Genomic DNA, 22,540 nt, shown 5'->3' with positions numbered 1-22,540 from the left:
CTGCGAACCTCCCGCCATGAGTGATGACACCCTTGACGCAGGCCTCCCCGACGGCTACGAGATCTCCACCGACCCGGGCCGCCTGGACGCGGCGCTGGTCCACCGCTGGCTGTCCACCGACACCTACTGGGCCCAGGAGCGCACCCGCGAACAGCACGATCTGGCCATGGCGGGATCGCTCAACTTCGGCCTGTACGAAGCGGCTTCGGGCCGTCAGGTCGGCTATGCCCGGGTCGTCACCGACCGGGTCGTCGTCGCCTGGCTGTGCGACGTCTACATCGACCGCGAGGTGCGCGGCAAGGGGCTGGGCAGCGCCCTGGTCGCGGCGGTCCGCGACCACCTGGCCCCGATCGGCCTGCGCCGCTTCGTGCTGACCACCTCCGACGCGCACGGCGTCTACGCCAAGCTCGGCTTCAAGCCGCTGTGGGACGCCGAGGACTGGATGGCGCTCAAGCAGGGGTGAGCCGTGAGCCGCCCGCTCAGTGGCCCAGCTCGGCCCTCAGCTCGGGCTGCAGCAGCTCCGCGTGGGCGCGTACGAGGTCGTCGCACAGGTCCCAGATGCGCTCCACGGGCAGCGCCGCGGCGGTCGCCGGGTCCGCCATCGCCGCGTGCCGGATGTGCCGCGGGTCGCCCTCGGTGGCCGCGCGCACCACGAGGTCGGTGACCGAGGCGTACGCGCGGTTCAGGGCCGCGCACTGCGGCGGCAGCGCCCCCACCCGGGTCGGCTGCACGCCCGCGGAGTCGGCCAGGCACGGCACTTCGACCACGCAGTCGGCGGGCAGGTTGTCGATCAGGCCGTGGTTGGGCACATTGCCGTAGAGCGTGCGCGGGGCGCCGGTGACCAGGCTGTGGATCACCTGCGGCGCGTACTCCATCGTCCCTTCCACCGGCAGCGGGTCGCCCGCCGCGAGCGCGTCGCGGGTGCGCTCGTACGCGGCGGTGTTCTCCTCGACGATGCCCAGGTACGCGCCGATGGGCAGCCGCAGCCGCTCGATCTCGCTGTCGTGGTGCAGATACCAGGGCACGTACTCCGAGGAGTGCTCGCTGGTCTCGGTCGGGTAGTGGCCCAGCCTGCGGTACATGTCGACCCTGACCCGGCGCAGCAGCCCGGGGTCGCGTTCGATGGCGGCGTCCAGCAGCGGGTAGAGGTCCTGGCCCGCGCGCTCGAAGCGCAGCACCCACGCCTGGTGGTTGACGCCCGCCGCGAGGTAGGTGATCTCCTCGTACGGGACGCCGATCAGCTCGGCGAGGTCGTGCAGGGTCCAGTACACCGAGTGGCACAGGCCCACGACCCGGCGCAGTCCGGTGGCGCGGTGCAGATAGAGCACGTTCATCGCCATCGGGTTGGTGTAGTTCAACAGCCAGGCATCAGGGCACACTTCGGCGATGTCAGCGGCCAGCGCGCGCAGGAAGGGGAAGGTGCGCAGGGCGCGGAAGATGCCGCCGACGCCGATGGTGTCGGCGATGGTCTGGCGCAGGCCGTAGCGGGCGGGCACGGCGAAGTCGGTGCGGGTGGCCTCGTTCATCCCGATCTGCACGGTGTTCAGGACGAAGTCGGCGCCCTCCAGGGCCGCGCGCCGCTCCGCGTGCGCGGTGACGGTGGGCCCGGCGCCGCGGGCGGCGGCGATGTGGCGGGCGGCGCGCTCGGCGGTGGCCAGCCGTTCGGGGTCGATGTCGTGCAGGGCGATGTGGGCGCCGGCCAGCTCGGGGAAGGCGAACAGGTCGGCCAGCAGGCCCTGGGTGAAGACGACGCTGCCGGCGCCGACGAAAGCGATCCTGGGGGCGGAGGTCATCAGGGCTTCTCCCGGGGAGAGTTAGCGGCTGTGGCGGCCTCGTCCCAGGTGGGCTGGGCCGCCGTACCGCCGTGGGCACGGGTGGACAGGGAGCCGCAGGCCGCGGCCAGGGCCAGTGCGGCGGGCAGGTCCAGGCCGCGCAGGCGCGCGGCGAGGAACCCGGCGTCGAAGCTGTCGCCGGCGCCGACGGTGTCCAGCGGCCGGGACGGGACGGTGGGCACCCGCAGCGGCCGTACCCCGTCGTGGGCCAGCGCCCCGTTGCCGCCGTCCTTGACGACGACCAGGGGGCCGCGCCGGGCCAGCGCCGCGGTGGCCTCGGCCAGATCGTGGCGCTCGGGGAGGCCCGCCAGCGCCCGCGCCTCGGCCGCGTTGGGCAGCAGAACGTCGGCCGACTTCAGTACGGGGCCCAGGAGTTCACCGTCCCAGCGCCCGGCCGGGTCGTCGTTGGTGTCCAGCGAGGTGGTGGCGCCGTGGCCGCGGGCCCGCGCGAACAGCTCGCCCAGCGCGTCCGCCAGACGGGGCATCAGGAAGAACGAGCCCGCGTGCACATGCCGGGCCCGGGCCAGCAGTGCGGCGGGCACGTCCTGCGGCCCGGTGGCGGCCAGGCAGCCGGGCGCGGTGAGGATCGCCCGGTCCGCGCCGCGGGTGAGGACCGCCGTCAGCGGGGTCGGCAGATCCGGGTCGGTGACCAGGGCGCGTACGTCAACTCCCCGCGCCGCCAGGGCCGTACGCACGAAAGCGCCCGCCGGATCGTCGCCGACCCGGCCCGCGAAGGCCACCCGCAGCCCCAGCCGCGCCGCCCCGCACGCCGTGATGGCCGCCGAGCCGCCCAGCACCAGCGACGCGGTCTCCACCAGCTGCTCGCGCTGGCCGTAGGGGAGTGCGGGCGGTACGGGACCGAGCACCACATCGGGGTTGGCGTCCCCGATCACCAGCAGATCCAGGGCAGGCGGCACGGCTCTCTCTCCAAGCGGCACGGCCCCAGGAGGGCGGGCGGGTCCGGTCATCCCTTGAGTCCGCTGGAGGTCAGCGACTGGATGAAGGTCTTCTGGGCGAGGAGGAAGGCCAGCAGCACCGGCAGTACGGTCAGCACGTTGCCTGCCATGATCGCTGACCACTGGTTGTGGTGCTGGCCCTGGAAGGTGGTCAGCCCCAGCTGGAGCGTGTACTGGACATCGTGGTTGATCGCGATCAGCGGCCAGGTCAGATCGTTCCAGGTGGTCAGGAAGGTGAGCACGGCCACGGTGGCCAGCGCGGGCCGGGCCAGCGGCATCACCACGGAGTACAGCACCCGCAGCCGTGAGCAGCCGTCGATCCACGCCGCCTCCTCCAGCTCCCGGGGCAGCGCCAGGAAGAACTGCCGGAAGAGGAACACCGCGAAGGGGGTGACCAGCGCGGGCACGATCAGCGCGCCCAGGGTGTCGATCAGCCCCAGCCACTTCATCACCAGGAACGTCGGGATCATGGTCAGCTGGAAGGGGATGACCATGGTCGCCAGCATCAGCCCCAGCAGCACCCGGGATCCGGCGAACCGCATCCGCGCGAAGGCGTAGCCGCCCAGCGAGCCGAGCAGCAGGTTGGAGAGGACCGCGGTGGCCGAGACGATCAGAGAGTTGGCGAACCAGCGCGGGAACATCGCGTTGCCCAGGACGTAGCGGTAGCCCTCGAAGTCGGCGCCCTTGGGCCACAGCGCGGGCGGGAAGCGGTTGATCTCGGCGTTGGTCATCAGCGAGCTGAGCAGCAGCCACACCAGCGGCAGCGCGAAGCACAGCGCGAGCGGCGCGAGCAGCAGATGCCAGGGGCTGAAGGGCAGCCGCCACGCTCTGGCGGACGCCTGCCGGGCAGCGGTCACCGAAGGGCCCCTTCCGTCTCCGTACGGGTGCGGCGGCGCCGGTACAGGTGCAGCGCGGCACCGGCGGCGAGCAGCGCCACCGCCAGGACGTAGGCCGCGGCCGCCCCGTACCCGGCGGTGAACATCCGGAAGGCCTGCTCCCAGACGAAGTAGACGACCACGGTCGTCGACTCCAGGGGACCGCCCTTGGTGGTCACGTACACCAGGTCGAAGACCTGCAGCGCGGTGATGAACTGCCACAGCAGCAGGAAGACGGTCACCGGGGTCAGCGCGGGCCACACGATGTGCCGAAGGACGCGCAGCCGCCCCGCCCCGTCCAGGCGGGCGGACTCCACGAGTTCGGGCGGTACGTCCTGCAGCGCCGCGAGGTAGACCACGACGCAGAAGCCCACCCCGCTCCACAGCGAGATCAGCACCAGCAGCAACAGGGCCTGGTCGGGGTCGGTGAGAAAGCCCTGGGGGGAGATGCCGAGCCGGTTGAGCAGCGAGTTGGCCGCGCCGAACTGCGGGTCCAGGATGAAGGAGAACAGCACGCCCTGGGCGGCGGCCGACACCACGAACGGGATGAAGATCAGCGTGCGGTACAGGCCGATGAGGCGGATCCGGCGGTTCAGCGCCAGGGCGAGGGCCAGTCCGCCCAGCAGGCTGAGCGGGACGTACAGGGCGGCGTACTGGAAGGTGTTGCCCACCGCCTGGTGGAAGTTGGGGTCCTGCACCAGCGCGCGGTAGTTGTCCCCGCCCACCCAGCGGCCGGGTGTGACCAGGTCGTCGGCGCGGAAGGACAGCAGCAGCGACCAGATGACCGGCACGATGCTCAGGCCGAGGATGACCAGCACCGCGGGGCTGACGAACGCCCAGGCGGTACCGGCCTCCCGGCGGGCCCGGGCGCGGCGCGTGCGCGGACGGCGGGGCGGCGCCGCCGCGGCACTTCGCGGGTCAAGCGTGACGGCGCGCGGCAGTGACGGCATGACGCCCCTCCTTGTTCGGCGGACGGCGGCCCGCGGCCCGCGGCGCGGTCCGCTCCTTCGCTCCGGGCCCTGTCATCGGGGAGTCGGCAGGCCCTGTCATCGGGGAATCAACAGGGCCGCGTCCGCCTTCTGCGCGCACTCGCGCAGCGCCTGGGCGGGGGTCCTGCGCCCCAGCAGGACCCCGACCACGGCCTGCCCGACCGCCTGCGAGACCTGCGGATAGGCCGGGTGCACGGGCCGTACCCGCGCGGTCCGCAGGGCCTGGGTGAACACCGCCAGCCCCGTGGTCCGCTCGGCGTGCCGGCGCCACTGGGCCCGGCCCGCGGCGGCGGTGCTCAGCGGGAGGCTGCCGAAGGTGATGTCCCACCGCACGTCCCGGTCGGGGTGGTTGAGCCAGTGCACGAACTCGATGGCCGCGCGGGAGCGGGCCGGGCCGTTGTCGAAGACGGTCCAGGTGTCGGGGCCGGAGATGGTGCAGGGGCGGCCGCTGAAGGTCGGCGGTTCCACGACGCCGTAGTCGACCTCGCCCTCGATGAAGTCGGGCAGCTGCCAGGGGCCGGTGGCCACCATGCCCATCCGGCCGCCGATGAAGACCTGGTAGAGCTGCTCGCTGCCCGGCTTGGGGTCCAGGTAGACGCTCCGGTCGCGGGCCAGCCGGTCCAGTACGCCCAGGGCGCGCTCGCCCACGTCGGCGAAGCCGATGCTGTGCCCGTCGGGCGCGATGACCTCGCCGCCCAGGTCCCACACCAGCGGCCACAGCCGCCACACGGTGTCCTCGTCGCCGGTGGCCGGCCAGCCCGTACCGAAGACGCCCCGGGTGCGGTCGGTCAGCCGGCGGGCGATCCGCAGGAAGTCGTCCCAGGTCCAGCCCGCGCGGGGGAAGGGGATTTTGGCCTGGCGGAAGACCTTCTTGTTGTAGACCACGCACAGCGAGTCCAGCAGCGCGGGCGCGGCCCGTACCTTGCCGTTGAGGGAGACCGCGCCGCGCACCGGCGCCCAGTACGCATCCCACGGGACCGGGCCCGCGCGCAGCGCCGAGGTGAGGTCGACCACCCGCGGGCTGCGGGCGATCCGGGCCAGGTCGGAGCCGTAGATGTAGGCGATGTCCGGGTACGATCCGGCGGCCAGCGCGGCGGTGACCTTCTGCAGCATGGCGTCGGCCACCACGCCCCCGCCGCCCGCGTCGACATGGATGCCGGGGTGGGTGCGGTTGAAGTCCGCGACCAGGGCGTCGATCGCCTTCTTGCCGAGGTCGGACTGGCCGTGCCACAGCTCCACCAGCGCCTCGCCGCCCGGCCCCACCCGCTCGGCCGCGCCCGCCGCGCACCCGGCGAGCAGCGCGCCGCCCGTCGCTCCGGCCGCCAGCGCCGCGCCGCCGCGCAGGATTTGGCGCCGGGACGGCGCGGGCCGCCCCTGCCGCCGTATCCCGGAGGCGCCCGCCCCCTCGGCCCGTTCGCCCACCACCGGCGACCTCCATCGCGTCGTCGGCCCGGCACCCCCCGCGCCCGGCCTGCGAGAGAGGGTCCCAGCACGCCCCGGCCCGCGCAACGGTTCGGACACACGGCGATGGCCGATTCCCCCGGCATGGGCCACCGGCGTAGGCCCCGGGCGTCAACCGCCCTGCGGGACGGGCCGGTTGGGGCGTGCGGCCCCACCGGCCCGCCCCGCGTTACAGCGCGAGCAGCGCCCGTACCGGAACCCGGGTGTCGGACAGCGGCCGCACCGCGATGCGCATCAGGGCGAGCGCGTTGTCGTCCCCGGCGATGCGGTTGGCGCTCAGCTCGCCGCAGGACCGGCAGTGGTGGATGATCAGCCACTCCCCGTCCTGGCGCACCGTCACGCTCAGCGCGGCCATCCGCCCGCGGCAGGACGCGTCGCGGTCGCCCGGTGTTCGCCGGTCGACGTGCAGACTCGTCAGGCAGTGCGGGCAGTGGTTGCGGTGCGCGGTGCCCGGTGCGGACAGCGGGACGTCCAGCCGGCAGCCCACGCACCGGAACGCATCGCCGCGTTCGCCGCCCGGGCCGTGCAGGACGTCCTTCGGCCGCTGCGGGCGACCGCCCCGCCGTGTGCGGTGTCTGCCCATCACAGATCCCCGAACGCTTCGAGCGGGAAGGGCGGCTGGGCCAGCGGCCGGACGGCCATCCGCATCAGGATGAGCTGGTTGTCGTCCCCGCACAGGGGGCTGGACGTCAGCTCGTCGCAGCGCGTACAGCGGTGGATGACCATCCAGTCCCCGTTGCGCAGTACGGCGATGGCGATGGGGCTCATCCGTGAACGGCAGTCGCTGGGGCCGCCCTCGACGTGGTCGGTGATGTGCTGGGAATGCAGACAGCTGGGGCAGTGGTTGCGCCGGCTGCCGTCCGGACCGAGCGTGGTGACGGTCAGACCGCACCGAATGCAGCAGAAGGTGTCGGTCCGCAGAACGGAACTCGGTGTGCGGGAAGAGGAATTGGCTGAATTGCTGTGCTGATGAGAGGTGTGCTGATGCACCCGGAGTGCTCCTTGCTGAGGGCGTTGTGCGATGACAGCAGGAGTCGGCCGAGCGGTCCTCGAAGGATCAGAGTCGGATTCCGTCCACGGGTCGGCGAGGCGCGCTCGGCGCATGCCGGGTCATAATCATCTGCTTTCTAGGGCTCGTGAAGCCCGGTTTCCAGGGCTCGCGGAGCCCGGGGAAGTGGCGGTGATGTCGTGGTCGGCACCGTAACAGCGCCTTTCGCCCGCGCACCAACGAATTTCTTCCGGCTCTCCCCGGGCGCTCCCCCGGGCGCTTTCTCCGGGCGCTTTCTCCGGGCCCGGACTCCGCGGTCCAAGGGCGGGTACGCCGCCCGCCTCAGTCGAACAGATCCGGGTCGGACGCGGTGATCTGGTCCCACAGCGGGCGCGCCTGGAACCAGCCCGCCAGATGGCTGCCGATCTGCTCGCGCGTCCTGAGGGCCGTCTCGCGGTCGATGTCGCGCGGGGTGCCCGCGGCCATCGCGAGCAACTGCGCCTGGCAGGAACGCTCCATGGTGACGAACCACCACACGGCCTCGGCGACGGAGTGCCCGACGGTGAGCAGGCCGTGGTTGGCGAGGATGACGGCCTTGTACGCGCCGAGCGCCGCGCCGATCCGCCGGCCCTCCTCGAGCCCTTCGGCCACGCCCCGGTAGTCGGAGTACAGGCCGTGGTCCTCGAAGAAGGCGCAGGCGTCCTGGGTGATGGGGGCCAGGGGTATGCCCAGGCTGGCGAAGGCCTTGCCGTGCAGGGAGTGGGCGTGCGCGGCGGCGATGACGTCGGGCCGGGCGGCGTGCACCTGGGAGTGGATGACGAAGGCGGCGCGGTTCACCGGCCGGGTGCCGCTGCGTACGGTGCCCTCGTGGTCGACCAGGATCAGGTCCGAGGCCTTGATCTGGTGGAAGCTCATCCCGAACGGGTTCACCCAGAAGCAGTCGGGGTCCTCGGGGTCGCGTACGGTGATGTGCCCCGCCACGCCCTCGGAGAAGCCGAACTTCCCGAACAGCCGGAATCCGGCGGCCAGTTGCTCCTTGCGGTACTGCCGTTCCTCTGCGGGCTTCTCGAACTGCGGGGGCATCGGCACGCCGGTGCCGTCCGGTGCCGGGCCGAAGAGTGCGGTGAGGTCGGTGGGAGTGCCGGTGCTCATGAAGTCCTCCAGCGGGTCTGGGTACGCCTCACCGAAACGGTGGCACAGATGCCCCGCCTTGGGGACGGGGGGTGTACGGGACCGGTCAGAGGCGCCGGCCGCCCCCGGAAGGCCTGCGCCGGAAACTTTTCTCCTCCACCGGTCACATTCCCCAGTCGCGGAGCGTCAGTGCGGTGACGGACCCGACCGGCCCGGGCGGCCGGCGCGACGACAGGAGAGCAGCCATGCAGGCACGTATGCAGAACCCCGCCGTGGTCATACCCGAGGCCATGCCGGCCATCCTGGACGTGATCAAGGCGGCGCGGAAGGGCGGCGTGCCGCAGTCCACCCTCGAACTGGTCCACCTGCGGGTGAGCCAGATCAACGGGTGCAGCCTGTGCGTGGAGGGCGGGGCGCGCAGCGCCAAGAAGGCCGGGGAGAGCGACGAGCGGCTCTTCTCCGTGGCGGCCTGGCGCGAGGCGCCGTACTTCACCGACGCCGAGCGCGCCGCCCTGGCCCTCGCCGAGGCCGCCACCCGGCTGGCCGACCGCCCGGACCCGGTCCCGGACACCGTCTGGGACGAGGCCGCCCGGCACTTCGACGAGCAACAGCTGGCGGGCCTGGTCCTGTGGATCGGCACCACCAACCTCTTCAACCGCCTCAACGCCACCACCCGGCAGCCCGCGGGCTCCGCGGACTGGTGAGCGGCGCCGCACGGGCGCGTCGAGGATCGGGCCCCGGCCCTCGACGCGGTGGCACCTAGGGCCTGTCGTCAAAGTCCCTAGGGCGCCGGGGTGAACACCAGCGACGCGTTGTGGCCGCCGAATCCGAAGGAGTTGGCCAGCGCCGCGTTCAGGGCGCCGCGGCGCGGGCTGCCGCTGACGACGTCGAGTTTCACCTCCGGGTCGAGGGTGTCCAGGTTCGCCGTCGCCGGGATGACGCCGTCGCGGACCGCCAGGATCGCGGCGAGCGCGCCGATGGAGCCCGCCGCCCCGAAGAGGTGGCCGGTCATCGACTTGGTCGCGGTGACGGCCGGGTGGACGCCGACCGCCTCGGTGATCGACTGGGCCTCGGCCAGGTCGCCCTTGGGTGTGGAGGTCGCATGGGCGTGGACGTGGTCGACCTCCAGCGGCGACAGCCCCGCCTCGGCCAACGCCCGCCGCATCGCCCGCACTTGCCCCTCGGGGTGCGCGGCGGTGATGTGGTGCGCGTCCGAGGTGACACCGGCTCCGGCGAGCGTCGCGTGGGCGCGCGCGGCCCGGGCGGCGGCGAAGCCGGCGCGCTCCAGGACGACCACGGCCGCGCCCTCGCCGATGACGAAGCCGTCCCGGTCCACATCGAAGGGCCGGGACGCCCGCCCCGGCGCGTCATTGCGCGTCGAGTGCGCCCTGGCCTGGGCGAACCCGGCCATCGGCAGCGCGCAGATACAGGCTTCACTGCCGCCCGCCACCACTACGTCGGCCCGGCCCAGGCGGATCAGATCCAGGCCCTGCGCGATCGCCTCGGCCCCGGACGCGCAGGCGCTGACCGGGGTGTGGGCGCCGCCGCGGGCCCCCAGGTCGATGCTGACCCAGGCCGCGGGCCCGTTCGCCATCAGCATCGGGACGGTGTGCGGCGAGACCTTGCGTACCCCGGAGGTCTCCAGCACGTCGTCCTGTCCCAGCAGGGTCAGCGCGCCGCCGGTGCCCGTGCCGATCACCACGGCCAGCCGCTCCGGATCGACGCCGGGAGCGCCCGCGTCGGCCCAGGCCTCGCGGGCGGCGACCAGTGCGATCTGCTCACAGCGGTCCATACGGCGGGCCTGCACCCGGTCCAGCACCTTGGTCGGCTCGACGGCGAGCCGCCCCGCGATCCGCACCGGCAGCCCGGCCGCCCACTCCTCTTCTACTGCCCCGATCCCCGACCGCCCCGCCAGCATCCCGGCCCACGTCGAGGCCACATCCCCACCGAGCGGTGTGGTCGCCCCGAGCCCCGTGACCACCACGGCTTCCCTGTCGACACCCACTGCAAGAACCCCCTCATTTCGGCGACTTACTTGTTGTGAAATGACAACCCCCCGCGTCGACTGCCGCGGGAAATGATCAACCTGCCGCCCACTCTGCCAAGGGATTTCCAGATACCTGGGTGCTGCGATCAACGGAGTCCGCCGCGCGAGCTTTGTAGGGACCGGTCATTCACAGACGCGTCCCTCATCGCGCATCGTTCGCCCGCGCGCGCGTCATTCCAACTCCAGGCCCAGCTCCTCCTGGAGGGCTGCCGCCTGTTCCGGGGTCGCGAGGACGAAGGCGCCGCCCTCGCCGGGACCGCGGACCGGGACGCTGTGGAAGGTGCGGGTATCGCCGCCGTCGCCGGGGTCGAGCATGTTGATGACCTCCAGGATCGCCAGCTGGTCGAGCCGGTCCTCGGACTGGTGCTCGACGTGCCAGGAGATCGGCTCGCCGTTGCGCACGAACTCCAGGCTCTCCGCGCCGTCCTCGCCCTCGGCCAGCCGGACGCCGCCGACGACGACCAGGCCGCCGGTGCACGCGGCGGCATCCTGAAGGAAGGCGCGGTAGGCCCCTTCCAGGCCGTCGCCGTCGTCCCTGTGGGCCGCGACGGCCACTCCGAAGTCGACGAGCGCCGCGGCCAGTCGACCGCTGCCCAGCTCCTCGTCCGCCGCCCCCGACCGCCGTGCGAGCACGTGCCGCGCCTTCTCCTGTGACACCATCCCGAGCGCCACCAGGCGCGCCGCCACATCCCCGTACGTAATCGATCGCATGTTCGGCATGGCGTCATACTGTCAGCCCGAAGATCGCGACGGGTCCGGTTGGTGATTTTGCCGGGCGGCGGCCCGCCGGACGAGCCCCCTACTCGTACTACTTGAGAGCTACGCGGCAAGTGCCCTCCCGGGCGGGACGCCGGCCACCGCGTCCATCCGTACCGTCGGTTCGGGCTGCAAGCACAAGAACCGCAGGTGGCCCGCGTGAGAGGCGGCGATACGCCATGCCTAGGGTTGGCGATGTGAACGAGGGGGACGGGGTGCGGGACGGGGACAAGCGGTCGGCGGCAGCCGTGCTGCGAACGGTGCCGCGCGTGCTGCGCGAGGACCTCCTGACGGTGGCGCGCGACCCGCTGCCGCGCCAGACCTGGCTGGGCTGGCTGCCGCACGCCCATGCGGTGCTGCTCGTGGCGGCCCTGGGCATCACCGACCTCGGGCACTACTCGGACCTGCGGTCGGCGGCCCCGATGCTGGTGGCTCTGATGAGCCTGCTCCAGACGGCGGCCGCGGTCCTCGCGCTGTCCCGCCCGGCGCCCGCCTGGTGGCTGTCGACCCTCGCGCTCTTCGTGACCGCCGCGCTCGCGGAAGGCGGCATCGGCCGCGACATGGTGTGGCCGTGGAGCGTCCCGGGGATCGCCCTGCACACCCTCCTGCTGCTCCTGCTCGCCCTGCGGGTCCGCCCCTGGAGCGCGATCGCGGCACTGGCGGTCACCCTCGTCACAGGGCTGGTGAACCTGGGCCTGGCCTCCCACCCCCACAACGAGGACCTGGCCCGCGGCACCATCGCCTTCGCCATCGCCGTAGTGGTCGGGGCCTCGCTGCGCATGAGCCGCGTGGCCCGCTCCCAGCTGGTCGAGCAGGAGGAGCTGACCGCCGAAGAGCGGGCCCGGCGCACCCTGCTGGAGGAGCGCGGCCGTATCGCCCGCGAACTGCACGACGTGGTCGCCCACCACATGTCGGTCATCTCCATCCAGGTCCAGGTCGCCCCGCACCTGGTCGAGGACCTCTCCCCGGAGCTGAAGGAGAACCTCGCCGGTATCCGCGGCAACGCCCTGGAGGCGCTCACGGAACTGCGCCGGGTCCTGGGCGTGCTGCGCTCGGACAGCCCGTCGGACGAGACGGCGGGCCAGGCCCCGCAGCCCACCCTTGCGCGCCTGGGCGAACTGGTCGGCAATGTGCGCGCGGCCGGCCTCACCGTCGAGACCGCGACCACGGGCGAGCCCCGCCCGCTGTCCCCGGGCGTCGAGCTCTCCGCGTTCCGTATCGTCCAGGAGGCGATGAGCAACGCGATGCGGCACGCTCCGGGGGCCCGGGTGCGGGTGGAGATCGGATACCGCCCGGCCGCCCTGACCGTACGGATCACCAACTCCGCGCCCACCGCGCCCGCCCAGCGCCCCTCGGGCCACTCGCCGGGCCCCGGCCACGGGCTGCTCGGGATGCGCGAGCGGGCCGCCATGCTGGGCGGCGACCTGGCCGTCGGCCCCACGCCGGAGGGCGGCTACGAAGTGGCCGCGACCCTGCCCCTGACGACTTCCGCCGACTCCTCGATTCCCCCGATCCCCGCGAAGGACGACAGATGACCCACAGCACCATTCGAGTCCTGATAGCCGACGACCAGGTGATGGTCCGCCAGGGCTTCACGGTGCTGCTCAACGCCGAACCCGGGATCGAGGTCGTCGGCCAGGCCGTGGACGGCCTCGACGCCGTCGCCAAGGCCGCCGAACTCGCCCCCGACGTGGTCCTGATGGACATCCGGATGCCCGAGCTCGGCGGCATCGAGGCGACCCGCCGCATCACCGAACCGGCCGGCGCCACCGTCAAGGTGCTCGTCCTGACCACCTTCGACCTCGACGAGTACGTCTACGAGGCACTGCGGGCCGGCGCGTCCGGATTCCTGCTCAAGGACGCCTCCGCCGAGGAGCTCGCCCAGGCGGTACGGGTGGTGGCGGGCGGCGACGCGCTGCTGGCTCCCAACATCACCAAGCGGCTGATCGCCGAGTTCTCCCGGATGACCGGCGCCCCGCGCGCCCCGCTCAAGGACCGCGTCGGCGACCTGACGGAACGCGAGACGGAGGTCCTGTCCCTGATCGCCCAGGGCCTGTCGAACGCGGAGATCGCCACGCGCCTGGTGGTGGCGGAGCAGACCGTCAAGACCCATGTGAGCCGCATCCTGGTCAAGCTGGGCCTGCGCGACCGGACCCAGGCCGCGGTCTTCGCGTACGAGACGGGCCTGGTGCGGCCGAGCGGCTACTGAGCCACCGGCCGCCCCGTACGGCGCGCGCCATACCGCTCCGCGCCGTACGCCCGGTCCTGCGGCGTTACGACCGGCGGCGGGGCTTGCCGCGCTTGGCCGCCTTGGCGCCGCCGGTCCTGTTCCCGCCGGCCTTGGCGCCACCGGAACCGCTCCGCGCGCCCTTGCCGGCCGGCTTTCCGCCGGAGGTGGGCTTGCGCCGCGCGCCGCCCCTGTCGGGGCGCTTGCGCTCGGCCGCGGCCGGGGCCTCGGCCTGCGGCTGCTTGCGCCCCCGCGTGCTGTTGACCGTCCGCCCGCGGACGATCCCGATGAAGTCGTCCACCATGTCGGTGGTGGCCTCCTGCGGCCACGACAGCGCCACGCGCGACTCGGGGGCGCCGGTGAGCGTGCGGTAGGTGAGGTCCTTGCGGTGGTGCAGACGCGCGAGCGACTGCGGGACCACGAGCAGCCCCACGCCCGCCGCCACCAGCTCGATGGCGTCCGCCGTGGTGGCGGGCCGCTCCATCGCGGGCTGTCCGGGGCGCTGCTCCCACTCCAGGGTGTCGTCCAGGGGGTGCAGCACGATCTCGTCGGTGAGCTCCTGCGGGGACACCTCCTCGACCGCCGCCACGACGTGCTCCTTGGGGATCACGACCACCGTGGTCTCGGTGTAGAGCGGGATCGCGCTGAGGTCCGTACCGTCCACCGGCAGGCGGACGAAACCCGCGTCGGCGCCGCGCTCGCGCAGCACCCCGCACGCCTCGGCAGCGGTCACCGGGACGAGGGTCAGCGGGATGTCGGGCAGCCGCTCGTTCCAGATCCGCACCCATTTGGTGGGTGTCACGCCCGGGACGTACGCGAGCCGGAACGAAGGGGAATCTTCCGAGCCTGTCACTCCGCCAGGTTACCGGTCGTGGTCGGAGGTAGCGCACATGCTCGATACCCTTGACACCATGACGCAGCACCAGAGCACCCAGACGATGAAGCCCGCGACCGCGGCGAAGAAGCTGGGTGTGTACCTTCAGGCCACACCCGCCGAGTTCCAGGAGGGTGTCGTCTCGCGCGCCGAGCTGAACGCGCTGCAGACCGAGCCGCCCGAGTGGCTTCGGGAGCTGCGAGCGAACGGCCCGCACCCCCGGCCGGTCGTCGCGGCGAAGCTCGGCATCTCCATCTCGGGCCTGGCGCGCGGCGGCATCACCGACGCCCTGACCACGGAGCAGATTGACGCGCTCAAGCAGGACAACCCCGAGTGGCTGCAGAAGGAGCGCGCCACTCAGGCCGAGGTCCGCAAGGAGACGGTGCGTATCAAGGAGAAGAACAAGGAGAAGGAAGCGAAGCGGGCCGCAGCGCCCCAGGACCCGCGTTCCTGACCCTGCCCCTGGCTCGTGCACCCCGGCGGTGATCGCTACCCGAAGAGGTGGAGATCACCGCCGGTCTCGTTCTCCCGTGTCTCCAAGGGGCACGGGGCCGCGTCGATGTGCGGCCCCGCCGCCCCCGGTATCAGGCGGGGAGCGCGTCGACGGTGGGGACGACGGTGCCGAACAGGTCGGTGACGGCGGTCAGGGCCGCGGCCTGGAGGGCGGCGGCGGGCAGAACGGTGCCGTCGGGGGCGGCGAGGGCGCGGGTGGCGGTGGTCTCGGCGACGACGGTGGGGCGGTAGCCGAGGTTGAAGGCGCCCTGGGCGGTGTAGTTGACGCACATGTGCGTCATGAAGCCCGCCAGGACGAGGTCCTTGCCGCCGCCGGGTGCGAAGCCCAGGGCGGTCAGGGCTTCCTCCAGCTCGGTGGCGTGGAAGGCGTTGGGGAACTGCTTGACCACCACCGCCTCGCCGTCCGCCGGGGCGACTTCGTCGCTGATGGCGCCGATGTGGGCGCGGATGTCGTACGGAGTGTCCGCGCCGCCGTCGTTGAGGATGTGGACGACCGGGATGCCCGCGGCGCGGGCGCGCTCCAGCAGACGCGCACCGGCTGCCAGGGCCTTCTCCGCACCTTCCAGGGCCATGACGCCGCTGCGGTACGTGTTCTGGAAGTCGATCATGATCAGCGCGGACTCGCTCAGCTTCGGCGGCCGGCTGTCCAGGCCGCTGACGTCGCGCAGGGTCCTGGAGGGCTGTTTGCTGCTCATCGGGTGCCTTTCGTAAGGGAATTGACGGGTCGTAAGGGAAGGGACAGAGGGATCCGGGGACGCGGAGATCAGCAGGGGGATCTGCGGGGGGGGGATCTGCGAGGGACGGAGGCATGGCGAAGCCGTCCGCCCCGCCTGCGTACGGCGAGGGGGAGGGGTAGGGGTAGGGGGCGGGTCAGCCGGTCTGGGTGCGGAAGCGGCGCCGGTAGGCGGCGGGCGTCGTGGCGAGCTGCCGCTTGAACGCCCGGTGCAGGGTTTCCGCCGACCCGAGCCCGGCCGCGGCCGCGACCCGATCGAGCGGGTCGTCGATGGTCTCCAGCAGGCGCCGGGCCACTTCGATGCGGGCGGCTTCGACGTACGCGGCGGGGCTGAGCCCGGTCTCCTGCTTGAAGACGCGCGCGAAGTGCCGCTCGCTCAGACACATCCGGGCCGCCAGCGCCTCCGCCGACAGATCCTCGTCGAGGTGCTCGGCGATCCACAGCCGCAGTGCGTCGATGTCCCGGCGGGCGGAGGCGGGCCGGCTCAGCGGTACGGAGAACTGGCTCTGCCCGCCCTGCCGCTTGAGGTACATCACCAGCTGCCGGGCCACCGTCAGGGCGACGTCCTCGCCCAGGTCCTCGGCCACCAGGGCGAGCGCGAGGTCCAGACAGGCGCTGATCCCGGCGCCCGTCCACAGTCGGCCGCGGTCGGTGCGGACGAAGATCGGATCCGGGTCGACGGTGACGGCCGGATGGTCGGCGGCGAGCTGGCCGGCGGTCGACCAGTGGGTGGTCGCCGTCTTCCCGTCCAGCAGCCCGGCCGCCGCCAGCACATGCGCGCCCACGCACACCGACGCCACTCGCCGGGCGTGCGGCGCGGTCGCCTTCACCCACGCCACGACGTCGGCGTCGATGCGGGCGGTGGGGCCGTGCTCGGTCATGTCGACCGCGCCGGGCACCAGCAGGGTGTCCACCTGCTCCCCGACTTCCTCGAAGGACAGATCGGCCAGCAGCCGCACCCCCGCCGACGTCTGCACCGCACCGGCCACCGGCCCGGCGAGCCGGACCCGGTAGCCGGCCCGCCCGCCGGTCTCCCGGTTGGCCAGCGCGAAGACCTCGGCCGGGCCGGTGACGTCGAGGAGGTCGACATCGGGGAAGACCGCGATGACGACGCGGTGGGAGAGGGACATACAGGCATCCTCACCGCCCCCGCCCATGGCCGCAATGACGATTCCCTGTCACATCCGGACACGCGGTCCGGGCGCGAGAAGTCGCACCGCGCCGCCCGGCCACCCCTCGATCCTGTTAGGTTTGCCTAACCTAAATGAATCAAGGGGGTGGGGTGTGATGGCCAGGCCCGGGAAGTACCGCAAGCCCGAGCGGCGGGAGTTCCTCGTCGCGCGGGTGGTGGCGCGCAAGCGGATCGGTCCGAGCTTCGTGAGGATCACCATCGGTGGTCCCGACCTGCGGAGCTTCCAGGCGATGGGGTACGACCAGTGGTTCCGGCTGTTCCTGCCCGCCGCGCGCGGGCTGCGGCTGCCGAAGCGGACCAGCGGGCTGTGGATGGCCGAGTACTTCCTCATGCCCAAGGACACCCGCCCGATCGGCCGCAACTACACCGTGCGCCACCACCGCGCGCAGGGTGCGTACAGCGACGGCCCCGAGATCGACATCGACTTCGTCCTGCACGAGGACGGCGACGGCGCACTCGGGCCCGCGGCCGCGTGGGCGCGCGACGCCGCACCGGGCGACGAACTCGGCATCTTCGACGAGGGCATCACCTTCCTGCCGCCGCCCGGTGCGCGGTGGCGGCTGCTGGTCGGCGACGAGACCGCACTCCCGGCCGTCGCGGGCATCATCGGCTCGTCCACCGACGCCGTGCCCACCGAGGCGTACGTCGAGATCCCGCACCCGCAGGACGCGCAGCCCGTCGAAACCGGGACCGGCACCACGCTCCACTGGGTGGTCAGGCGGGACGGCGCCCTCCCCGGCGAGACGGTGCTCGCGGCGGTCCGCGCGGCTCAACTGCCCGACGGGCCCGGATACGCCTGGGCCGCCGGCGGTCAGCGGCTCGCCACCGGGGTGCGGCGCCACCTCGTCACCGACCGCGGATTCACCAAGGACGCGGTCACCTTCACCGGCTACTGGCGCTGACCCCGGACTTCGGCCACCGGGATGCCGTACGGGCGATCGGAACAAGTGATCGGAATCCTCGCCTCAATGCATTGCATAAAACTGCATCGCTACGTATAGTCATGCCATCACCGAGGAGGGGTCATGGCAGTGCGAGCAGCGGTCGCGGGAGCGAGTGGGTATGCGGGGGGCGAGGTTCTGCGCATGCTTCTGGGGCACCCGGAAGTGGAGATCGGCGCGCTGACCGGGAACTCCAACGCGGGCCAGAGCCTTGGGGCGTTGCAGCCGCATCTGCTGCCGCTCGCCGACCGCGTCCTGGAGCCGACCGCCGCCGAAGTCCTCGCGGGCCACGATGTCGTCTTCCTCGCCCTGCCCCACGGGCAGTCCGCCGCCGTCGCCGAACAGCTCGGCCCCGACGTCCTCGTCGTCGACATGGGCGCCGACTTCCGGCTGAAGGACGCGGGGGACTGGGAGAAGTTCTACGGCAGCCCGCACGCCGGCGCCTGGCCCTACGGCCTTCCCGAACTGCCGGGCGCCCGCGCCGCGTTGGAGGGGTCCAAGCGCATCGCGGTGCCCGGCTGCTACCCGACCGCCGTCTCGCTCGCGCTCTTCCCGGCGTACGCGGCGGACCTCGTCGAGGCGGAGGCGGTGATCGTCGCGGCGTCCGGCACCTCCGGCGCGGGCAAGGCGGCCAAGCCGCACCTGCTCGGCTCGGAGGTCATGGGGAGCATGTCCCCGTACGGCGTCGGGGGAGTGCACCGGCACACCCCCGAGATGATCCAGAACCTGACCGCGGCGGCGGGCACCCCCGTCACCGTCTCCTTCACGCCCACCCTGGCCCCGATGCCCCGCGGCATCCTCGCCACCTGCAGCGCGAAGGCCAAGTCGGGCGTCACCGCCGAGTCCGTACGGGCCGTGTACGAGAAGGCCTTCGCCGACGAGCCGTTCGCCCACCTGCTCCCCGAGGGGCAGTGGCCCGCGACCGCCTCCGTGTACGGGTCGAACGCCGCGCAGATCCAGGTCGCCCACGACGAGGCGGCCGGGCGCGTGATCGTGATCAGCGCCATCGACAACCTGACCAAGGGCACCGCCGGCGGCGCCCTGCAGAGCATGAACATCGCCCTCGGCCTCGACGAGGCCACCGGGCTCACTACGATCGGAGTCGCGCCGTGAGTGTGACGGCAGCTAAGGGATTCACGGCCGCGGGGATCGCCGCCGGGATCAAGGAGAACGGCAACCCGGACCTGGCCCTCGTGGTCAACACCGGGCCGCGCCTGGCCGCCGCCGGTGTCTTCACCTCCAACCGCGTCAAGGCCGCCCCGGTCCTGTGGTCCGAGCAGGTCCTCAAGGGCGGACAGGTCTCGGCCGTGGTCCTCAACTCCGGTGGCGCCAACGCCTGTACGGGCCCCAAGGGCTTCCAGGACACCCATGCCACCGCCGAGAAGGCGGCGCGGGTGCTCGCGCTCAACGCGGGCGAGGTCGCCGTCGCGTCGACCGGACTCATCGGCGTCACGCTCCCCATGGACAAGCTCCTGCCCGGAGTCGAGAAGGCCGCCGCCGAACTCTCCGCGCACGGCGGCGAGAAGGCCGCCATCGCCATCAAGACCACCGACAGCGTGCACAAGACCTCCGTGGTCACCAAGGACGGCTGGACCGTCGGCGGCATGGCCAAGGGCGCGGGTATGCTCGCCCCCGGCCTCGCCACGATGCTCGTCGTCCTCACCACCGACGCCGACCTCGAAGCCGGCGTTCTGGACGCGGCGCTGCGCGACGCCACCCGGCTCACCTTCGACCGGGTCGACTCCGACGGCTGCATGTCCACCAACGACACGGTGCTGCTGCTCGCCTCGGGTGCGTCCGAAGTCGCCCCGGAGTACGCCGAGTTCGCCGAGGCCGTCCGCGAGGTCTGCGACGACCTGGGGCGGCAGCTGATCGGCGACGCCGAGGGCGCCAGCAAGGACATCAAGGTCGAGGTGGTCAACGCCGCGAGCGAGGCCGACGCCGTCGAGGTCGGCCGGTCCATCGCCCGCAACAACCTCCTCAAGTGCGCCCTGCACGGCGAGGACCCCAACTGGGGCCGGGTGCTCTCCGCGATCGGCACGACCTCCGCCGCCTTCGACCCGAACCAGCTCAACGTCGCCATCAACGGCGTCTGGGTCTGCAAGAACGGCTCGGTCGGCGAGGACCGCGAACTCGTCGACATGCGCTACCGGGAGGTCGTCATCACCGCCGACCTCGCGGCCGGGTCCGAGACCGCGACGATCTGGACCAACGACCTCACCGCCGACTACGTCCACGAGAACAGCGCGTACTCGTCATGAGCAAAGACACGGGCAAAGACCCCAGCAGCCAGCCCACCGCCCGCAAGCACACCGCGCTCCCCAAGGCGCAGATCCTCATCGAGGCGCTGCCCTGGCTGACCCGGCACCACGGCAAGACCGTCGTCATCAAGTTCGGCGGCAACGCCATGGTCGACCAGGAGCTGAAGGCCGCCTTCGCCCAGGACGTCGTCTTCCTGCACCACGCGGGCCTCAAGCCCGTCGTGGTGCACGGCGGCGGACCGCAGATCAGCGAGGCCCTGGACCGGCACGGCATCGTCAGCGAGTTCAAGGCGGGCCTGCGCGTCACCACCGAGGACGCCATGGACGTCGTACGCATGGTGCTCGCCGGACAGGTGCAGCGCGAGCTCGTCGGCCTGCTGAACCAGCACGGCCCGCTCGCCGTCGGCATCACCGGCGAGGACGCCCACACCATCACCGCCACCAAGCACCGGCCCCGCATCGAGGGCGAACTGGTCGACATCGGCCGGGTCGGCGAGATCACCGAGATCGACACCGGCGCCATCGAGGCGCTGCTCGCCGACGGCCGTATCCCGGTCGTCTCCTCGATCGCCCGCTCCCAGGACGAAGGTGATGTGGGGCATGTCTACAACGTCAATGCTGATACGGCGGCTTCGGCACTCGCTGCGGCGCTGGGTGCCGAGACCCTGATGGTCCTGACCGACGTCGAGGGCCTGTACGAGGACTGGCCGCGCTCCGACGAGGTCATCAGCCGGCTCACCGCCACGGAGCTGGAAAAGCTGCTGCCCGACCTGGCCAGCGGCATGGTGCCCAAGATGCGGGGCTGTCTGCACGCGGTACGCAACGGGGTGCACACCGCCAGGGTGATCGACGGGCGGGTGCAGCACTCGATCCTGCTGGAGATCTTCACCGACGAGGGCATCGGCACGATGGTCGTGCCCGACGAGAACACCATCGAGGGGACGGTATGACCACGGGCACGGCGCCAGAAACGGCCGACGGCAACGCGGCGCTCACCCACCGCTGGCAGGGCGCCATGATGGACAACTTCGGCACCCCCCGCATCCCGCTGGTGCGCGGCGCGGGCACCAGGGTCTGGGACGCCGAGGGCAAGGAGTACCTCGACTTCCTCGGCGGTATCGCGGTCAACGCCCTCGGCCACGCCCACCCCGCCGTCGTGGGCGCCGTATCGCGGCAGATCGCCACCCTGGGCCATGTCTCCAACTTCTTCGTCTCCGAGCCCACCGTCGCGCTCGCCGAGCGGCTGCTGGCGATCGCCGGGCGCCCGGGCCGGGTCTACTTCTCCAACTCCGGCGCCGAGGCCAACGAGGCCGCCTTCAAGATCGGCCGGCTCACGGGCCGTACCCACATGGTCGCCACCACCGGCGGCTTCCACGGTCGCACCATGGGCGCCCTCGCGCTGACCGGCCAGCCCGCCAAGCAGGCCCCGTTCCTGCCGCTGCCGGGCGATGTCGACTTCGTCCCGTACGGCGACATCGAGGCGCTGCGCGCGGCCGTCACCACCGAGACCGCCCTGGTGGTCCTGGAACCCGTCCAGGGCGAGAACGGCGTGGTCGTGCCCCCGCCCGGCTATCTGAGCGCCGCCCGGGAGATCACCGCGGCCACCGGCACCCTCCTGGTCCTGGACGAGATCCAGACCGGTATCGGGCGTACGGGCCACTGGCTTCACTCCGCGGCCCAGGGGGTTCAGGCCGACATCGTCACCCTCGCCAAGGGGCTGGGCGGCGGCCTGCCCATCGGCGCCACCCTCGCCTTCGGCCCCGCGGCCGCCCTGCTGACCCCCGGAACGCACGGCTCCACCTTCAGCGGCAACCCCGTGGTGTGCGCCGGTGCGCTCGCCGTGCTGGAGACCATCGAGGCCGAGGGCATCCTGGAGAGCGTCAAGCGGACCGGCGAGCGGCTGCGTGGCGGGATCGAGGCGCTGGGCCACCCCCTGGTCGGCCGGGTCCGCGGTGCGGGCCTTCTCCTGGGTATCGTCTTGACCGAGTCCCTCGCGCCGCAGGTGCAGCAGGCGGCTCAGGACGCGGGTCTGCTGGTGAACGCGGTCGCGCCGGACGTCATCCGGCTCGCCCCGCCGCTGATCCTCTCCGAGGAGGACGTGGAGGTCTTCCTCGGAAAGCTCCCCGCCGTCCTGACCACCGCCCATACGGGGGCACACGGGGAACGACGATCCGGAGACTGACGAAGACGATGACCGAGGCGCAGGACAACGAGACGGCGCACGGCGGGCAGGCCGTACCGCAGACCCGCACCGCCCGCCACCGCCGGATCGTGGACATCCTCAACCGGCAGGCGGTCCGCTCCCAGAGCCAGCTCGCCCGGCTGCTCGCCGACGACGGCCTGTCCGTCACCCAGGCGACGCTCTCCCGCGACCTGGACGAACTGGGCGCGGTCAAGATCCGCAACACGGGGGGCGAGCTGATCTACGCGGTGCCGAGCGAGGGCGGCGACCGCACCCCGCGCGCGCCGCTGGGGGAGTCGGCCAAGGAGGAGCGGATGCGTCGGCTCTCGGCCGAACTCCTCATCTCCGCGGAGGCCTCCGCCAACCTCGTCGTTCTGCGCACCCCGCCGGGCGCCGCCCAGTTCCTGGCCTCCGCCATCGACCAGGCCGAGCTGCACGACATCCTGGGCACCATCGCGGGCGACGACACCCTCATGCTCATCAGCCGCGACCCCTCCGGCGGCCAGGCCCTGGCCGACCACCTCCTGAACCTGGCCCAGAAGGCCCGCTGAGCCGCGTACGCGCCACTGGCCCCGCCTTCCG

The 22,540-nt window shown here is 72.4% G+C and carries 24 protein-coding genes; 11 read left to right on the top strand and 13 right to left on the bottom strand.

Annotation, left to right across the window (positions count from 1 at the left end; genetic code table 11):
• Positions 1 to 16 precede the first annotated feature (16 nt).
• Positions 17 to 463: a GNAT family N-acetyltransferase gene (locus tag AC4IJH_RS34700; RefSeq protein WP_490855939.1), complete on the top strand. Its 447-nt coding sequence runs from the start codon at positions 17 to 19 to the stop codon at positions 461 to 463.
• 16 nt (positions 464 to 479) lie between these two features.
• Here the strand turns inward: AC4IJH_RS34700 and AC4IJH_RS34695 are convergent, their stop codons facing one another.
• The 8 genes from AC4IJH_RS34695 to AC4IJH_RS34660 form a co-directional block, all read right to left on the bottom strand.
• The gene (locus AC4IJH_RS34695; RefSeq protein WP_490855938.1) at positions 480 to 1,793 is read right to left on the bottom strand and encodes an alpha-glucosidase/alpha-galactosidase; all 1,314 of its coding nucleotides are present in this window, start codon (positions 1,791 to 1,793) and stop codon (positions 480 to 482) included.
• Positions 1,793 to 2,749 carry a carbohydrate kinase family protein gene (locus tag AC4IJH_RS34690; protein ID WP_490855937.1) on the bottom strand — a complete coding sequence of 319 codons (957 nt, stop codon included), beginning with the start codon at positions 2,747 to 2,749 and terminating at the stop codon, positions 1,793 to 1,795. Before AC4IJH_RS34690 ends, AC4IJH_RS34695 begins: the two co-directional genes overlap by 1 nt.
• Before the next feature lie 47 nt (positions 2,750 to 2,796).
• Positions 2,797 to 3,645, bottom strand: a complete 849-nt coding sequence (locus AC4IJH_RS34685) for a carbohydrate ABC transporter permease (RefSeq protein WP_490855936.1) — start codon at positions 3,643 to 3,645, stop codon at positions 2,797 to 2,799.
• A complete protein-coding gene (locus AC4IJH_RS34680) occupies positions 3,642 to 4,613 on the bottom strand; it encodes a carbohydrate ABC transporter permease (RefSeq protein ID WP_490855935.1) in 972 nt (323 codons plus the stop codon). The genes AC4IJH_RS34685 and AC4IJH_RS34680 overlap by 4 nt, the downstream gene beginning before the upstream one ends.
• Positions 4,614 to 4,709: 96 nt before the next feature.
• The gene (locus AC4IJH_RS34675) at positions 4,710 to 6,074 is read right to left on the bottom strand and encodes an extracellular solute-binding protein (RefSeq protein WP_490855957.1); all 1,365 of its coding nucleotides are present in this window, start codon (positions 6,072 to 6,074) and stop codon (positions 4,710 to 4,712) included.
• A gap of 208 nt (positions 6,075 to 6,282) precedes the next feature.
• Complete coding sequence (locus tag AC4IJH_RS34670) at positions 6,283 to 6,696, bottom strand: RNHCP domain-containing protein (protein WP_490855934.1); 414 nt, start codon at positions 6,694 to 6,696, stop codon at positions 6,283 to 6,285.
• Positions 6,696 to 7,034: an RNHCP domain-containing protein gene (locus AC4IJH_RS34665; RefSeq protein ID WP_490855956.1), complete on the bottom strand. Its 339-nt coding sequence runs from the start codon at positions 7,032 to 7,034 to the stop codon at positions 6,696 to 6,698. The genes AC4IJH_RS34670 and AC4IJH_RS34665 overlap by 1 nt, the downstream gene beginning before the upstream one ends.
• 409 nt (positions 7,035 to 7,443) lie before the next feature.
• A complete protein-coding gene (locus tag AC4IJH_RS34660; protein ID WP_490855933.1) occupies positions 7,444 to 8,253 on the bottom strand; it encodes a class II aldolase/adducin family protein in 810 nt (269 codons plus the stop codon).
• A 224-nt stretch (positions 8,254 to 8,477) separates the two neighbouring features.
• Between AC4IJH_RS34660 and AC4IJH_RS34655 the strand changes: the two genes are divergently transcribed.
• A complete protein-coding gene (locus AC4IJH_RS34655; RefSeq protein WP_490855932.1) occupies positions 8,478 to 8,936 on the top strand; it encodes a carboxymuconolactone decarboxylase family protein in 459 nt (152 codons plus the stop codon).
• Positions 8,937 to 9,013: 77 nt separating this feature from the next.
• On the opposite strand, the gene AC4IJH_RS34650 is transcribed toward AC4IJH_RS34655, so the two are convergent.
• Together AC4IJH_RS34650 and AC4IJH_RS34645 are read right to left on the bottom strand one after the other, a co-directional pair.
• Entirely contained in the window at positions 9,014 to 10,237 is a 1,224-nt protein-coding gene (locus tag AC4IJH_RS34650) for a beta-ketoacyl-[acyl-carrier-protein] synthase family protein (protein WP_490855931.1), read from the bottom strand.
• 213 nt (positions 10,238 to 10,450) lie between these two features.
• Entirely contained in the window at positions 10,451 to 10,999 is a 549-nt protein-coding gene (locus AC4IJH_RS34645) for a hypothetical protein (protein WP_490855930.1), read from the bottom strand.
• Between the two features lie 233 nt (positions 11,000 to 11,232).
• On the opposite strand from AC4IJH_RS34645, the gene AC4IJH_RS34640 reads away from it, so the two are divergent.
• Positions 11,233 to 12,570, top strand: a complete 1,338-nt coding sequence (locus tag AC4IJH_RS34640) for a sensor histidine kinase (RefSeq protein WP_490855929.1) — start codon at positions 11,233 to 11,235, stop codon at positions 12,568 to 12,570.
• Positions 12,567 to 13,244 (top strand): response regulator, encoded by a 678-nt coding sequence (locus AC4IJH_RS34635; RefSeq protein ID WP_490855928.1) that lies wholly within the window; start codon positions 12,567 to 12,569, stop codon positions 13,242 to 13,244. Before AC4IJH_RS34640 ends, AC4IJH_RS34635 begins: the two co-directional genes overlap by 4 nt.
• Before the next feature lie 64 nt (positions 13,245 to 13,308).
• On the opposite strand, the gene AC4IJH_RS34630 is transcribed toward AC4IJH_RS34635, so the two are convergent.
• Entirely contained in the window at positions 13,309 to 14,115 is an 807-nt protein-coding gene (locus AC4IJH_RS34630) for a LysR family substrate-binding domain-containing protein (RefSeq protein ID WP_490855927.1), read from the bottom strand.
• Between the two features lie 58 nt (positions 14,116 to 14,173).
• Here AC4IJH_RS34630 and AC4IJH_RS34625 point away from each other — a divergent pair, with 58 nt between their 5' ends.
• The gene (locus AC4IJH_RS34625; protein ID WP_490855926.1) at positions 14,174 to 14,590 is read left to right on the top strand and encodes a DUF5997 family protein; all 417 of its coding nucleotides are present in this window, start codon (positions 14,174 to 14,176) and stop codon (positions 14,588 to 14,590) included.
• A gap of 130 nt (positions 14,591 to 14,720) precedes the next feature.
• On the opposite strand, the gene AC4IJH_RS34620 is transcribed toward AC4IJH_RS34625, so the two are convergent.
• Both AC4IJH_RS34620 and AC4IJH_RS34615 read right to left on the bottom strand, forming a co-directional pair.
• The gene (locus AC4IJH_RS34620; RefSeq protein WP_490855925.1) at positions 14,721 to 15,344 is read right to left on the bottom strand and encodes a cysteine hydrolase family protein; all 624 of its coding nucleotides are present in this window, start codon (positions 15,342 to 15,344) and stop codon (positions 14,721 to 14,723) included.
• 175 nt (positions 15,345 to 15,519) lie between these two features.
• Complete coding sequence (locus AC4IJH_RS34615) at positions 15,520 to 16,512, bottom strand: GlxA family transcriptional regulator (RefSeq protein WP_490855924.1); 993 nt, start codon at positions 16,510 to 16,512, stop codon at positions 15,520 to 15,522.
• 157 nt (positions 16,513 to 16,669) lie between these two features.
• On the opposite strand from AC4IJH_RS34615, the gene AC4IJH_RS34610 reads away from it, so the two are divergent.
• From AC4IJH_RS34610 to AC4IJH_RS34585, 6 genes are all read left to right on the top strand, one after another.
• Entirely contained in the window at positions 16,670 to 17,476 is an 807-nt protein-coding gene (locus AC4IJH_RS34610; RefSeq protein WP_490855923.1) for a siderophore-interacting protein, read from the top strand.
• Between the two features lie 123 nt (positions 17,477 to 17,599).
• Positions 17,600 to 18,628, top strand: a complete 1,029-nt coding sequence (gene argC / locus AC4IJH_RS34605; protein WP_490855922.1) for an N-acetyl-gamma-glutamyl-phosphate reductase — start codon at positions 17,600 to 17,602, stop codon at positions 18,626 to 18,628.
• Positions 18,625 to 19,776 (top strand): bifunctional glutamate N-acetyltransferase/amino-acid acetyltransferase ArgJ, encoded by a 1,152-nt coding sequence (gene argJ, locus AC4IJH_RS34600; RefSeq protein ID WP_490855921.1) that lies wholly within the window; start codon positions 18,625 to 18,627, stop codon positions 19,774 to 19,776. The genes argC and argJ overlap by 4 nt, the downstream gene beginning before the upstream one ends.
• Entirely contained in the window at positions 19,773 to 20,726 is a 954-nt protein-coding gene (gene argB, locus AC4IJH_RS34595) for an acetylglutamate kinase (protein ID WP_490855920.1), read from the top strand. The genes argJ and argB overlap by 4 nt, the downstream gene beginning before the upstream one ends.
• On the top strand, positions 20,723 to 21,958 hold the full coding sequence (locus AC4IJH_RS34590) for an acetylornithine transaminase (protein WP_490855919.1): 1,236 nt from the start codon (positions 20,723 to 20,725) through the stop codon (positions 21,956 to 21,958). The genes argB and AC4IJH_RS34590 overlap by 4 nt, the downstream gene beginning before the upstream one ends.
• An 8-nt stretch (positions 21,959 to 21,966) precedes the next feature.
• Positions 21,967 to 22,509 carry an arginine repressor gene (locus AC4IJH_RS34585; RefSeq protein ID WP_490855918.1) on the top strand — a complete coding sequence of 181 codons (543 nt, stop codon included), beginning with the start codon at positions 21,967 to 21,969 and terminating at the stop codon, positions 22,507 to 22,509.
• The last annotated feature ends 31 nt before the right edge of the window (positions 22,510 to 22,540 follow it).

It is taken from the genome of Streptomyces sp. UF-297 (assembly GCF_058245575.1).
Note: the sequence above shows the minus strand (reverse complement) of the source record. Positions and strands in the feature narration are given on the sequence as shown.

What these genes read in the sequence shown, in the direction of transcription:
- argC (WP_490855922.1), top strand. Translation starts at nt 17,600, where the DNA reads ATGGCAGTGCGAGCAGCGGTCGCGGGAGCGAGTGGGTATGCGGGGGGC.
- AC4IJH_RS34635 (WP_490855928.1), top strand. Translation starts at nt 12,567, where the DNA reads ATGACCCACAGCACCATTCGAGTCCTGATAGCCGACGACCAGGTGATG.
- AC4IJH_RS34695 (WP_490855938.1), bottom strand. Translation starts at nt 1,793, where the DNA reads ATGACCTCCGCCCCCAGGATCGCTTTCGTCGGCGCCGGCAGCGTCGTC.
- AC4IJH_RS34625 (WP_490855926.1), top strand. Translation starts at nt 14,174, where the DNA reads ATGACGCAGCACCAGAGCACCCAGACGATGAAGCCCGCGACCGCGGCG.
- AC4IJH_RS34590 (WP_490855919.1), top strand. Translation starts at nt 20,723, where the DNA reads ATGACCACGGGCACGGCGCCAGAAACGGCCGACGGCAACGCGGCGCTC.
- AC4IJH_RS34610 (WP_490855923.1), top strand. Translation starts at nt 16,670, where the DNA reads ATGGCCAGGCCCGGGAAGTACCGCAAGCCCGAGCGGCGGGAGTTCCTC.
- AC4IJH_RS34615 (WP_490855924.1), bottom strand. Translation starts at nt 16,512, where the DNA reads ATGTCCCTCTCCCACCGCGTCGTCATCGCGGTCTTCCCCGATGTCGAC.
- AC4IJH_RS34700 (WP_490855939.1), top strand. Translation starts at nt 17, where the DNA reads ATGAGTGATGACACCCTTGACGCAGGCCTCCCCGACGGCTACGAGATC.
- argB (WP_490855920.1), top strand. Translation starts at nt 19,773, where the DNA reads ATGAGCAAAGACACGGGCAAAGACCCCAGCAGCCAGCCCACCGCCCGC.
- AC4IJH_RS34645 (WP_490855930.1), bottom strand. Translation starts at nt 10,999, where the DNA reads ATGCCGAACATGCGATCGATTACGTACGGGGATGTGGCGGCGCGCCTG.
- AC4IJH_RS34655 (WP_490855932.1), top strand. Translation starts at nt 8,478, where the DNA reads ATGCAGGCACGTATGCAGAACCCCGCCGTGGTCATACCCGAGGCCATG.
- AC4IJH_RS34660 (WP_490855933.1), bottom strand. Translation starts at nt 8,253, where the DNA reads ATGAGCACCGGCACTCCCACCGACCTCACCGCACTCTTCGGCCCGGCA.
- AC4IJH_RS34620 (WP_490855925.1), bottom strand. Translation starts at nt 15,344, where the DNA reads ATGAGCAGCAAACAGCCCTCCAGGACCCTGCGCGACGTCAGCGGCCTG.
- AC4IJH_RS34680 (WP_490855935.1), bottom strand. Translation starts at nt 4,613, where the DNA reads ATGCCGTCACTGCCGCGCGCCGTCACGCTTGACCCGCGAAGTGCCGCG.
- AC4IJH_RS34585 (WP_490855918.1), top strand. Translation starts at nt 21,967, where the DNA reads ATGACCGAGGCGCAGGACAACGAGACGGCGCACGGCGGGCAGGCCGTA.
- AC4IJH_RS34670 (WP_490855934.1), bottom strand. Translation starts at nt 6,696, where the DNA reads ATGGGCAGACACCGCACACGGCGGGGCGGTCGCCCGCAGCGGCCGAAG.